The sequence below is a fragment of the Escherichia marmotae genome, from assembly GCF_002900365.1.
In the GTDB taxonomy this organism is placed as follows: Bacteria; Pseudomonadota; Gammaproteobacteria; order Enterobacterales; family Enterobacteriaceae; genus Escherichia; species Escherichia marmotae.
Genome location: NZ_CP025979.1, coordinates 1917396 through 1930501 on the forward strand (window position 1 = coordinate 1917396; position 13106 = coordinate 1930501).

Genomic DNA, 13106 nt, shown 5'->3' on the forward strand with positions numbered 1-13106 from the left:
GGTTAATTTATGGACGAAAAACAGTTACAGGCTCTGGCTAACGAACTGGCCAAAAACCTCAAAACCCCTGAAGACCTCAGTCAGTTTGATCGGCTGCTGAAAAAGCTCAGCGTTGAAGCCGCTCTCAATGCAGAGATGACACACCATCCTGGGTATGAGAAAAATCAGTCCAGACCAGGAGCTAACTCCCGCAACGGTTTTTCCACAAAGACCGTTATCACAGGCGACGGTCCACTGGAACTGCGTACTCCGCGCGATCGTGACGGTACCTTCGAACCACAACTGGTAAAGAAAAATCAGACCCGTATTACCGGGATGGATAACCAGATCCTCTCGTTGTATGCCAAAGGGATGACCACCCGTGAGATAGCTGCTGCGTTCAAAGAACTGTATGACGCAGATGTTTCACCGGCACTGATATCAAAGGTTACCGATGCCGTGATGGAGCAGGTTGTAGAATGGCAAAACCGACCACTGGATGCTGTTTACCCCATTGTTTATCTTGACTGTATCGTCCTGAAAGTTCGGCAGGACAGTCGCGTCATCAACAAATCGGTGTTCCTGGCACTGGGCATCAATATCGAAGGTCAGAAAGAACTGCTGGGTATGTGGCTGGCCGAAAATGAAGGGGCGAAGTTCTGGCTCAATGTGCTGACTGAACTGAAAAACCGCGGTCTGAACGATATCCTCATCGCCTGTGTGGATGGCCTGAAAGGCTTCCCGGATGCCATCAACACAGTATATCCGAAGGCCCGCATCCAGTTATGCATCGTGCATATGGTGCGCAACAGCCTGCGCTTCGTGTCATGGAAGGACTACAAAGCCGTCACTCGCGACCTGAAAGCGATTTATCAGGCTCCCACGGAAGAGGCAGGCCAGCAGGCACTGGAAGCGTTCGCTGCGGCCTGGGACTGTCGCTATCCTCAGATAAGCCGAAGCTGGCAGGCTAACTGGCCGAATCTTGCCACGTTCTTCGCTTATCCAACGGACATCCGCAAAGTGATCTATACGACGAATGCCATCGAGTCGCTAAACAGCGTGATCCGCCATGCGCTCAAAAAGCGTAAAGTGTTCCCGACAGACGACTCGGTGAAAAAAGTGGTGTGGCTGGCAATCCAGTCTGCGTCCCAGAAATGGACGATGCCGTTGAAGGACTGGCGAATGGCAATGAGCCGCTTTATTATCGAGTTCGGTGACCGCCTGGACGGTCACTTCTGAGAAAAGGCATTTACACAGAATCTTAAACAGGCTCATACGGCCTTTTTGCTGCAAACCGAAAATATCCGCCGCATTGGTGTAATGCCAGTCAGTTAAGCAACTGACTGGCTCTTTTTCGGGGCTGTGGGGTATTTCCAGGGCCTCTCCTTTACCGCTCTCGGGAAGGCTCTTTCCCTTCTTGTCGGTAATTTCACAAGTTGTCCCATACTTGCAAGATCGCGCATCAGCTCCGGTATACGTCCCGGTGAAGCGCCCTGCAATGTCATCAGCATTCTCATCAGCATTCCGCATGATTCTGAGAAACTCAGTTGATTCGGCCAGTAACCTTTCAGATGTTCTGCCATTTTAATCATCTGATATCTCACCAGATTATAAGCCAGTAAGACACCCCACAGCTCTTGCTCCACAAGTTCCGGCTTTTTACTTCTCAGCGTCAGCCTGCTCAGTTGCATCGTTTGTTTTATCTCCCTGTATCCCAGTTCGATTTCCCAGCGATGACTGTACAGATCCGCCATTTCTCCTCCGGGGAAGCGCATGGCGTCCGTCATCGACGTCAGCAGATGGCAGACTTTTCCTTTGTGCGTCACGGTCAGCAGGCGGGCTGTCACCTCATTTCCCAGCCCCGGCCACTTTTTTCGTGCCTGCGGGCTGGTTTTCAGCTTCACCAGATGATCGCCTTTACCCAGTTTTCTGATCTCTTCATATTGCGCTCCCTTTCTGAGAGGGATCATCCAGTGGCGGTGTTCTCCCGCCTGGCTCCAGGCATTTAACAGTCCCAGTGAGTAATAACCTTTATCCATTAACGTCAGGGTGTTATCGCCGGTTTGTTCTATAAGTTGCTCAGCAAGCTCATTTTCGCTGTTCTTCATCGTGCCGAAGGCTGCAGCCGTCAGCAGATGGCTGGTCAGTTCCATCTGGCAGACCATTTTGACCTGCGGGTAGAGCGCCGGGTTCCCGGCATGTGTCTGGCGGGGGAAGGCTGCATCGTTCTCTGGTGTATCCGGTGTGCGCCAGAACACACCATCGATGGCCAGCAGGGTCAGGCCGCACCAGTGCGGATGCGGCGTGGTGTTATGCCAGAGCTGCGCTGTTTTCGGGAACACGCGGCGGACAGCCTCACTTCCCAGACGCTGGCGGGCCTGAATAACGGCACTGGGGGCAACGAAGGGGCGATTGCCCGGCAGCATGATGTCCAGGCGATTCACAATCTGGTGAAGAGGTTCTTTACGCTCAAGCGCCATGCCAACAATACACCAGACCATCATTTCGAGGGGAAGACGGCGCTTGCGTAGCGGTACAGTACCTGATTCGGCAAGGCAACGAGAGATGAGTTCGGGGTCGAGGCAATCCCCCAGAGAAGTCAGTGGGTTACGCAGAGAATCGTATCGGGATACCAAATCAAGGGCCTGTCCAATGAGCATAAAAAAATCCGGAAACGAGTGAGCGTTTCCGGATTCTTACACAGCCACTGGATCGGTCAACTGATCCTTAACTGATCGGCATTACCGCATTGGTGGCCATTAATTTGCCGAACATGGCCAGAGACATACCACGTTTCTGTACCGCTTCATCGAACATCACGTCCATGCAGCTTTGCAGACCAGCGATACCGCCCCATGCTTTCATGATGTTACCGGCTTTCATTTCAGGAGGGCATGGAGAGTGGTCAGAAACCAGGCAGTCGATTTCACCGTTGAACAGTTTTTCCCACATGCCGTTCTGGTTTTCCAAATCGCGGATCGGCGGTGAACACTTCGCCAGAGTGCCTATTTCTTCAAACTGATCGGTATCCAGCACAAAGTAATGCGGGCAGGATTCACAGGTAACGTCCTGACCTTCCTGGCGCGCACGAGTCACTTCTTCAACACCTTCCGGGCTGCTGATGTGGCAAACGTGCAGACGGCAACCGGCAACTTTTGCCAGATACAGTACGCGGCGAATCGCTTCCACTTCCGTAAATACCGGGCGCGAAGCGACATAGTCATGCGCGGTTACGCGGCCTTCACGCTTCGCTTCTTCGCCCAGTTCGTCACAGATCAGCGCGTTTTCGCAGTGCACCAGCACCGGCTGACCCAGCTCGCCCAGCTTCTGCGCGCCTTTGAAGAACTGCCAGTCATTGACGTCACGGAAGTCATTGTCGATACCGCGATCGCCACAGGTTGCGACGAAGCATTTGAAGCCGACAACGCCCACTTCATCCAGCTCATGCAGACGGTCGATGTTGTAAGACACCAGGCCACCGAGTTGTGCCGCATCGATAGTCAGCTTGCCTTTAGCGGCATCAAACTTCAGTTCAATAGAAGCGCGGTCAACGGTAGCTGGCAACTGGTTGAGCGGCATTTCGATCATGGTGGTAATACCGCCTTTTGCCGCTGCGCGAGTGCCGGTTTCATAACCTTCCCAGTGGCTGCGACCTGGCTCAGAAATATGGGTGTGCGCATCAACCATGCCCGGAGAGACCACCAGACCAGACGCATCCATAATTTCTTTTGCATCGCCCAGCTCCTGACCGATAGCGGCAATTTTTCCGCCTTTAACGGCGATATCTACAACGCGAGCTTCATTTTCTAAAATGACAGTGCCGTTTTTAATAATTAAATCAAAAGACATAACAAACTCCTTGTAAAATACAGATTGGTTTTTTAACTCAATGTTCAATATCGGGATTAATTAACCTGTGACTTTTTGTTCTCCTGTTTTTTCTATTGCTGTGCGTTTTTTTAATAAAGCGTAAGCCGCAAAGGCGACGATAACGCCGACAAACCATGAAATTCGAGATAATGGTTCCATGACCGGAATAAATTTACCGCCGAGAGATAAAATAACCGCCACCAGAGTTACTGAGAACGCGGTAAGGTTAAAGCCGTTATCGTAGTATTTAAAATCACCGGATGCGGTATACAATTCATCAAGATTAATTTGCCCACGCATGACCACGAAATAGTGAGCCATCATAACACCAATTACCGGCCCCAGCATTCCGCCGATAATATCGAGGAACAGATAAATACTGTCCTGATTTTCCATTAATTTCCACGGGCAGATCAGCAGGCTGATAATACTGGCAATCAGTACGCCGTTTTTATAGGTCAGTTTCGTCGGTGCAATAGCAGCAATCTGATAACCGGGCGGAATAATATTACCGGTGGCGTTAGTCGAAATGGTCGTCATCAGAATAACCAGTACCGCAAAGAATGAGGCGAACAGGCTGTCCCAACGTTGAACAATATCCAGCACGTTCCAGGTATCAGCGCCGTAATGAATACTGGCTCCGGCAATAATACTTACCCCAGCAACCGCAAACAGAATATAGGCCACGACCAGACCCAGCGTTTGCCCCAGCGCCTGCTCACGAAACGAGTGGGCGTTTTGCGTAAAGTCGGATGCGCTTACCGCCGGCGCTGCCCAGACCGCAACCACCGCGTTTATCACCACCAGGAACAGGAAACCACTGTTTTCTGCTTTCTGTACACCACTGGGGATGTAGTCGAGGATTGGACCGATCCCAACCAACGAAATCGCCCAAATCGCCATGCCACCGAAAACGATATAGATGCACGGGTTAAGAATGGCGGTGAATTTATTTAAAACTTTGCCGCCACCGAAGCCAATTCCAACGTTAACCAGCCAAAAAAACAAGAAGGTAATCAGGCCGGGTAGAGAAAGTCCTAACAGAGTGAAATCACCACCGAGAGTTAAAAACCCCGGCCAGATTTTGCCAATCAGGATCAAGCAGGCCAGTGACCCCGCGTAGCATTGCAGGCCAAACCACATGATAGCGGCAATACCACCTCTTAATAATCCGGGAAACAGTGCGCCACGTACACCGTAAGAAGCACGCAGGATCATGGCAAATGGTACGCCGTATTTACTGCCCGCCGCACCGTTTAATACCATTACCGCTGCAATAAAAAAGGCACTAAGGATAATTGCCAGCATAATACTAAAGGTAGACAAGCCGAGAATAAAAAAGCCACCTACCATTACGTAGTTGGGAACGTTATGTACCGACCCCATCCATAAGGTAAAATAGTTAAATGTTTTCCAGGTCCGCTGGTTTTGCGTTTTCGGTAATAGATCTTCGCTATAGCCACGTTGCTGGAATAGTTTTCTCTGATGTTCCATAAATCCCTCTTAATTTCACGTATTGAATAACGCTGTTTTAATCTAGCTATGAGGAACTAATAAAATAAAAAATAGATTTAATACTGAAGCAACATCGTTGGCTGCTTTCTTTTTTTACTGCAGGCCGAATCAATTATTTGATATCGGCCATTATTCATTGCGGGCATCGTAGCTTCATCAGCCATGATGCTCATTTATCAGGCCAGTTTATGATTCGCCATTAATTCCAGCGCCTGCACTAACGCAGAGTGATCCAACTGGCTGCCGCCGTTTGCTGCACAGGTATTAAATAATTCCTGGCAGGTCGCGGTGTTTGGCAGATTCAGCGCCAGCGCTTTCGCACTTTGTAGCGCCAGGTTGAGATCTTTCTGGTGCAGAGCGATTTTGAAGCCCGGATTAAAGGTGCGTTTAATCATACGCTCTCCGTGAACTTCCAGAATGCGCGAGGAAGCAAAGCCGCCCATCAACGCCTGACGCACACGCACAGGATCAGCACCGGCTTTCGAAGCAAACAACAGGGCTTCAGAAACCGCTTCAATATTGAGCGCCACGATAATCTGGTTCGCCACTTTGCAGGTTTGACCGTCGCCGTTACCGCCCACGAGGGTGATATTTTTACCGAGCAGTTCAAACAGCGGTTTCACGCGTTCAAATACCGCTTCGTCACCGCCAACCATAATTGACAACGTCCCTTCACGCGCGCCAATTTCACCGCCGGAAACGGGCGCATCGAGATAATCACCACCCAGTTCATTTACCTGACGAGCAAAACGTTTAGTTTCAATCGGTGAAATAGAACTCATATCAACAATGGTTTTGCCCTTCAGCGCAGCTTTAGTACAGCCATTGTCACCAAACAGAACCTCTTCAACGTGCGGCGTATCCGGCACCATAATAAAAATGATGTCGGCAGCGTCCGTTACCTGGCGCGCGGTTTCGACATTAACGGCACCGAGTGACAGTAATTCATCAGCAACCGGTCCAATGGTCGTGACATGTAATTGATGACCGGCACGCGCCAGATTAATGGCCATCGGGGTGCCCATAATGCCTAAGCCAATAAATCCCAGTTTCATAATTAACCTCTTTTAAATGTCGCCATTCCTGAATTCAGACAACACGATCCCCTGCCGATGTTGCGGCCTAAAAAAGCATTGTCTGAACAGCGTTACGTTTTAACGGTACGGTTCCATCCAGCGTAAACCGGCTTCCGTAGTGGTTTGGGGTTTATATTCACACCCAACCCAACCGTTGTAGTCAGAATTTTCAATTACCGTAAAGAGATAATCGTAATTAATTTCTCCGGTTCCTGGTTCGCCGCGATGTGGATTATCTGCAATTTGCAGATGACCAATTTTATCGGCCCATTGGGTTATGGTATTGGTTAATTCACCTTCCATCCGTTGCATATGATAAATGTCATACTGGATTTTTACATTGCAGCAGCCAACATCTTCAATCAGTTTCAGTGCCTGCTGAGTTCCGGTGAGATGAAAACCAGGAATATCGAAATGGTTGATTGGCTCAATCAATAATAAAATATCTTCTTTCATCAGCATATTCGCGGCATAACGCAGATTTTCCACAAGCGTTGCGTGAATCTGTTCACTGCTGAAACCTGCTGGTGTTTTCCCGACCAGACAGTTAACTTTTTTATTACCCAGCGCACGGGCATAACGAATCGCTGCTGCTACGCCATCACGAAACTCTTCTTCACGCCCTGGAATACAGGCAATACCCCGCTCGCCTGCCGCCCAGTCACCCGCCGGTAAATTATGCAGCGTATGTTCAAGTTTATTACTCGCCAGTACCTGTTTTAATTCTTCAATGTCATAGTCATAAGGAAACATAAATTCAACACCGCGAAAACCACACTGAGCGGCTTTCTCAAAACGGCTGAGAAAATCATATTCGCCAAATAACATCGATAAATTAGCAGAGAAACGTAACATTATTTATCTCCCTTATTCATAGTGCATGAAACAGGTTTCCGTCGGTGCGTCCACTGCGTTATCCGCAATATCTTCAAATTCCATGACGTTATCCAGTTCACTGCCCATCGAAATATTAGTCACACGCTCCAGCATAATTTCCACTACCACCGGAACACGGTACTGATTCATTAAAGCTTTCGCCTGTTCAAAGGCCGGAGAAATATCTTCCGGTTTGAAGACGCGAATGGCTTTACAACCCAAACCTTCCGCCACTTTTACGTGGTCAACGCCATAACCGTTCACATCACTGGAGTTAATATTTTCGAACGCGAGCTGTACGCAGTAATCCATATCAAATGCACGCTGCGACTGGCGAATCAGACCGAGATAGGCGTTATTGACCAGCACATGGATGTACGGAATGTTGAACTGTGCGCCAACGGCTAACTCTTCAATCAGGAACTGGAAGTCGAAGTCACCGGAAATCGCCACCACATTACGCTCTGGATCAGCCGCACACACGCCCAGCGCCGCCGGAATGGTCCAGCCCAGCGGGCCTGCCTGACCACAGTTGATCCAGTGACGGTCTTTAAAGACATGCAGCATTTGTGCAGCGGCAATTTGCGACAGACCAATAGTGGTGACATAGCAAACATCGCGTCCAAAGGCTTTGTTCATCTCTTCATACACGCGCTGCGGTTTCACCGGCACGTTGTCGAAGTGGGTTTTGCGCAGCAGAGTGCGTTTGCGCTGCTGGCACTCTGCAACCCACTCTTTACGACAAGGCAGACGCCCGGCTTTTTGCATCTCCTGCGCCACTTCAACCAGCAGCATCAGCGCCGCTTTAGCGTCAGAGACAATACCCAGATCCGGACACAGCACGCGGCCAATTTGTGTCGGCTCAATATCGATGTGGACGATTTTGCGCCCTTCGGTGTATTTCTCTACCGAACCGGTATGACGGTTGGCAAAACGGTTACCAATACCAAACACCATGTCGGACGCCAGCAACGTTGCGTTACCGTAGCGATGCGCGGTTTGCAGCCCCACCATCCCGGCCATCAGTTCGTGATCGTCCGGAATACAGCCCCAGCCCATCAGCGTTGGGATCACCGGAACACTGGTCAGTTCAGCAAACTGTTGTAACAGCGCCGCGGCATCGGCGTTGATTACCCCGCCCCCGGCAACAATCACCGGACGTTCGGCCTGAATTAACATTTCTACCGCTTTTTCGATCTGCATACGGCTGGCAGCAGGTTTGTAGGCCGGCAGCGGTTCGTACATGTCAGGATCAAACTCGATTTCCGCAACCTGAACGTCGAACGGTAAATCCACCAGTACCGGCCCCGGACGACCAGAACGCATCAGGTGAAATGCCTGTTGCAGCACACGAGGCACCAGCGCCGCTTCACGTACAGTAACCGCCATTTTACTGACCGGTTTGGCGATAGCTTCGATATCCACCGCCTGGAAATCTTCTTTATGCAGACGAGCGCGCGGAGCCTGACCGGTAATACACAAAATAGGAATGGAATCAGCAGAAGCAGAATAGAGCGCGGTGATCATGTCCGTGCCCGCAGGCCCGGAAGTCCCCAAACAAACGCCGATATTCCCTGCCGTTGCGCGGGTATAGCCTTCCGCCATGTGCGACGCACCTTCTACGTGACGCGCCAGGATGTGACGAATACCGCCGTGCTTACGCATCGCTGAATAGAAAGGGTTGATTGCTGCTCCCGGAACGCCGAAGGCGGTGGTGATACCTTCTTTCTCCAGCACATACATTGCCGCGTCAACGGCTCTCATTTTTGCCATTTTATTCCTACCTCTATTAGTTGGAAAAATTTTCCAACTTTCATTTTTTGTCAAAAAAACCCGCTCCGCAGAGCGGGATGCGACAGACACTATGGATGTGCTTTCAGTCCCAACGCCGTACTAATATCGCGGGCGGTGTCTCTGACCAGCTCACCCTGGCTGACAAAACGATCTTCTGTCAGTCGTGATGAAGGCCCGGAGATAGAGATAGCGGCAACAACACTACCTACATCGTCGTAAATTGCTGAAGCTATGCAATTCAGGCCTACAACATGCTCTTCTTTATCTACGGTATAGCCCAGTTCACGCGCTTGTTCCAGGTCCTTCAGCAAGGTGGGCATATCCACAAGCGTCGTTGGCGTAAACTGCTGCAAACCGGTTTGCAGGATGATGCTCATCAGCTCCTCTTCCGCCAGCGGATAAAGCAGCGCCTTGCCTGCGCCGGAAGCATGTAACGGCAGACGACTGCCCAGCGGCGCGCACATCCTGACCATCGATTTACACTCTAACTGACCAATTAAAACCGCTTCATTGCCGTTACGAATTGCGACATTGACCGTCTCGCCGGAAAGCAACATCAGGCGGCGCATAAACGGCCCGGCAACGGAGAGGACATCGCGGTTATGGATATACGCCGCGCCGACGTTAAAGACACCTAATCCTATATGCCACCAGCCTAACTGACTGTCCTGATAGACAAAATCCGCTGCCTGTAAAACCTTCAGCAAGCGAAAGGTCGTTGAGAGCGGCAAATCCAGATTGAGAGAAATATCGCTAACCGATGAACTTCCCCCACTTTTTTCCAGATATTGCAGGATCGCAATTCCCCGTTCTAACGCCTGTGCGCCCTTCTGTGCCACAGGCTCTGCCTGTCCTGGCCTGCCGCGCCGTCTAACTTCCGTCATACCTACGTTAACTCCGACCTACAAGTGAGCATAAACAATGAACAATTAGTTTATCTTATGCAAGTCGGTTCCAGGCGTCACGCAAAACAGAGTTCCTGTTCAGGAATACTTTCGACATCACAGTTGTCACTGCCGCCGCGATCGATGGTCAGAAAATCGGTAACCTGCTGCCAGGCGAAAAGCGGATGGTGCCAGACATTACGATGGTAATTCACCCCCTGCTCACCGTTGGTGATAAACGCCCGCAGCGTTGACAGATCTGGGGTTTCATCACCTGACGCCACGACCACCACAAACCCTTCCCCTTTCAACGGAATAAATGCCTGGGTGCCCAACGGATGGCGTTCGAGTTCGTGGATGGTCAGCGGCAGATTCGCCGGTTGCGCGCGGTTAATGCTGATAAGCGTCCGGTCTTGCTCAAGAATCTCAACGAGCGCCAAATCGTGATAACGCTCCACCAGTCCATTGTTTATATGGAAAAAATCCCGTTGCTGCGTTTCGATAACGTCGCCATAAGCACTGAAGGCTTCCTGACTTAACGGTAATACCTGAAGTTTCATCTTTTTGTCCTTGTAACATAATTCCGTTCAACCACCGCCGACCGGTCAGCCAGGTTTCAATAACAGGCAATCTAAAACCTTAAGAGAACAACATCAATACAAAAGTTGGAATATTTTTCCAAAACCAGATTTAGTCCACAAATCACGCAGGGTTATCATGTGAAAATACAGGTAAATCAAAGGACAGGAAAATCACGCAACTTGCTGATTTAAATTGGGATACCTGAAGATGTTTGATCCAGAAACCTTGCGAACTTTTATTGCTGTTGCTGAAACAGGAAGTTTTTCAAAAGCGGCTGAACGATTATGTAAAACCACGGCGACTATCAGTTATCGCATTAAACTTCTGGAAGAGAATACCGGGGTGGCGTTGTTTTTCCGCACGACTCGCAGCGTGACGTTGACAGCGGCAGGCGAGCATCTGCTTTGTCAGGCCAGAGACTGGCTGAGCTGGCTGGAAAGTATGCCCAGCGAGCTGCAACAGGTGAATGATGGCGTGGAACGCCAGGTGAATATCGTCATCAACAACCTGCTCTACAACCCCCAGGCCGTCGCCCAACTGCTGGCGTGGCTGAATGAACGTTATCCCTTTACCCAGTTTCACATCTCCCGACAAATCTATATGGGTGTCTGGGATTCGCTATTGTACGAAGGCTTTTCCCTGGCTATCGGCGTCACGGGGACCGAAGCACTGGCAAATACTTTTAGCCTTGATCCTTTAGGTTCGGTGCAATGGCGCTTTGTTATCGCGGCGGATCATCCGCTGGCGAACGTTGAAGAGCCGCTAACAGAAGCGCAGTTACGGCGCTTTCCGGCGGTCAATATTGAAGACAGCGCCCGAACCTTAACCAAACGCGTCGCCTAGCGTTTGCCGGGACAAAAGGAAATTATTGTTCCTGATATGGAAACGAAAATCGCCGCCCATCTGGCGGGCGTTGGCATTGGTTTTTTGCCAAAATCACTTTGCCAGTCGATGATTGATAATCAACAACTGGTCAGCCGGGTCATCCCGACGATGCGCCCTCCTTCGCCATTAAGTCTGGCATGGCGCAAGTTTGGCAGCGGCAAAGCGGTGGAAGATATTGTGACCTTGTTTACCCAGCGCAGGCCGGAAATCAGCGGTTTTTTAGAAATTTTCGGCAACCCACGTAGTTAAAAATCAAGTTTCCTTGCGCGTTGGCGCGTAAAATAGCGCGCAAGCTGATTTGAGGTTCACTTTTTACTATGCAAGAGAGATACACGGAACAGGACTATCGTGCCCTGCTGATTGCTGATACGCCCATTATTGATGTTCGTGCCCCCATCGAGTTTGAGCAAGGCGCAATGCCCGCCGCTATCAACCTGCCGTTAATGAATAACGATGAACGCGCCGCCGTTGGCACCTGCTATAAACAGCAAGGATCAGAGGCGGCGCTGGCGTTGGGGCATAAACTGGTGGCGGGTGAAATTCGTCAGCATCGCATGGACGCCTGGCGGGCAGCGTGCCTGCAAAATCCACAAGGTATTCTCTGCTGCGCCCGCGGCGGTCAACGTTCACATATTGTGCAACGCTGGCTGCATGACGCAGGGATTGATTATCCGCTGGTGGAAGGCGGTTATAAGGCACTGCGCCAGACCGCGATTCAGGCGACCATTGAACTGTCAAAAAAACCGATAGTGCTGATTGGCGGTTGTACCGGCAGCGGCAAAACGCTGTTAGTGCAACAGCAACCGAACGGTGTTGATCTGGAAGGGCTGGCTCGCCATCGTGGTTCTGCTTTTGGTCGCACGTTACAACCACAACTTAGCCAGGCGAGTTTTGAAAACCTGCTGGCCGCCGAAATGCTAAAAACCGACGCCCGTCAGGATCTGCACCTGTGGGTGCTGGAAGATGAAAGCCGGATGATTGGTTCAAATCACCTTCCGGAATGTCTGCGCGAGCGAATGACCCAGGCGGCGATTGCGGTGGTGGAAGACCCGTTTGAGATCCGTCTTGAACGCCTGAACGAAGAGTATTTCCTGCGTATGCATCATGATTTTACCCATGCATATGGTGAAGAACAGGGCTGGCAAGAGTATTGCGAGTACCTGCATCATGGGCTTTCAGCAATTAAGCGTCGGCTGGGATTACAGCGCTATAACGAACTGGCGGCACGGCTGGATGCGGCGCTGACAACGCAACTCGCAACCGGCAGCACCGACGGTCATATGGCCTGGCTGGTGCCGCTGCTTGAAGAGTATTACGACCCGATGTATCGCTATCAGCTTGAGAAAAAAGCGGAAAAAGTTGTCTTTCGCGGTGAGTGGGCGGAAGTGATGGAGTGGGTGAAGGCGCAGTGATGGGCGGCATTCTGTGCGCGTTGTTCATGCCGGATGCGGCGTAAACGCCTTATCCGGCCTACATTTCGCCCGTAGACCGTAGGCCTGATAAGACGCGCAAAGCGTCGCATCGAGCATCAGTGCACAGCTACCGGATGCAGCACAAGTGCCTTATCCGGCCTACATTTTGCCCGTAGACCGTAGGCCTGATAAGACGCGCAAAGCGTCGCATCAGGCATCAGTGCACAGCTACC

9 protein-coding genes and 2 pseudogenes are annotated in these 13106 nt (G+C 50.8%); 3 read left to right on the top strand and 8 right to left on the bottom strand.

Annotated elements, in window-relative coordinates:
* Positions 1-9 precede the first annotated feature (9 nt).
* Positions 10-1218 carry an IS256-like element IS1414 family transposase gene (locus tag C1192_RS10020; protein ID WP_103194764.1) on the top strand — a complete coding sequence of 403 codons (1209 nt, stop codon included), beginning with the start codon at positions 10-12 and terminating at the stop codon, positions 1216-1218.
* Between the two features lie 92 nt (positions 1219-1310).
* Here C1192_RS10020 and C1192_RS10025 read toward each other — a convergent pair whose 3' ends face one another.
* From C1192_RS10025 to allA, 8 genes and pseudogenes are all read right to left on the bottom strand, one after another.
* On the bottom strand, positions 1311-2639 hold the full coding sequence (locus C1192_RS10025; RefSeq protein WP_103194794.1) for an IS4 family transposase: 1329 nt from the start codon (positions 2637-2639) through the stop codon (positions 1311-1313).
* An 85-nt stretch (positions 2640-2724) separates the two neighbouring features.
* Positions 2725-3828 (bottom strand): annotated as a pseudogene (gene allB, locus C1192_RS10030) (allantoinase AllB); the annotation flags it as partial.
* A 60-nt stretch (positions 3829-3888) separates the two neighbouring features.
* The gene (locus C1192_RS10035; RefSeq protein ID WP_038355872.1) at positions 3889-5343 is read right to left on the bottom strand and encodes an allantoin transporter; all 1455 of its coding nucleotides are present in this window, start codon (positions 5341-5343) and stop codon (positions 3889-3891) included.
* A 197-nt stretch (positions 5344-5540) separates the two neighbouring features.
* Positions 5541-6419, bottom strand: a complete 879-nt coding sequence (gene glxR / locus C1192_RS10040) for a 2-hydroxy-3-oxopropionate reductase (RefSeq protein WP_016248432.1) — start codon at positions 6417-6419, stop codon at positions 5541-5543.
* Between the two features lie 99 nt (positions 6420-6518).
* Positions 6519-7295, bottom strand: a complete 777-nt coding sequence (gene hyi, locus C1192_RS10045; protein ID WP_000943579.1) for a hydroxypyruvate isomerase — start codon at positions 7293-7295, stop codon at positions 6519-6521.
* Between the two features lie 12 nt (positions 7296-7307).
* Positions 7308-9089 (bottom strand): glyoxylate carboligase, encoded by a 1782-nt coding sequence (gcl, locus tag C1192_RS10050; RefSeq protein ID WP_038355873.1) that lies wholly within the window; start codon positions 9087-9089, stop codon positions 7308-7310.
* A gap of 89 nt (positions 9090-9178) precedes the next feature.
* Complete coding sequence (gene allR / locus C1192_RS10055) at positions 9179-9994, bottom strand: HTH-type transcriptional repressor AllR (RefSeq protein WP_000141275.1); 816 nt, start codon at positions 9992-9994, stop codon at positions 9179-9181.
* Between the two features lie 77 nt (positions 9995-10071).
* Positions 10072-10554, bottom strand: a complete 483-nt coding sequence (allA, locus tag C1192_RS10060) for an ureidoglycolate lyase (protein ID WP_038355874.1) — start codon at positions 10552-10554, stop codon at positions 10072-10074.
* Between the two features lie 229 nt (positions 10555-10783).
* On the opposite strand from allA, the pseudogene allS reads away from it, so the two are divergent.
* Positions 10784-11710: pseudogene (gene allS, locus C1192_RS10065) on the top strand (HTH-type transcriptional activator AllS).
* 68 nt (positions 11711-11778) lie between these two features.
* Entirely contained in the window at positions 11779-12873 is a 1095-nt protein-coding gene (mnmH, locus tag C1192_RS10070; protein WP_001158163.1) for a tRNA 2-selenouridine(34) synthase MnmH, read from the top strand.
* The last annotated feature ends 233 nt before the right edge of the window (positions 12874-13106 follow it).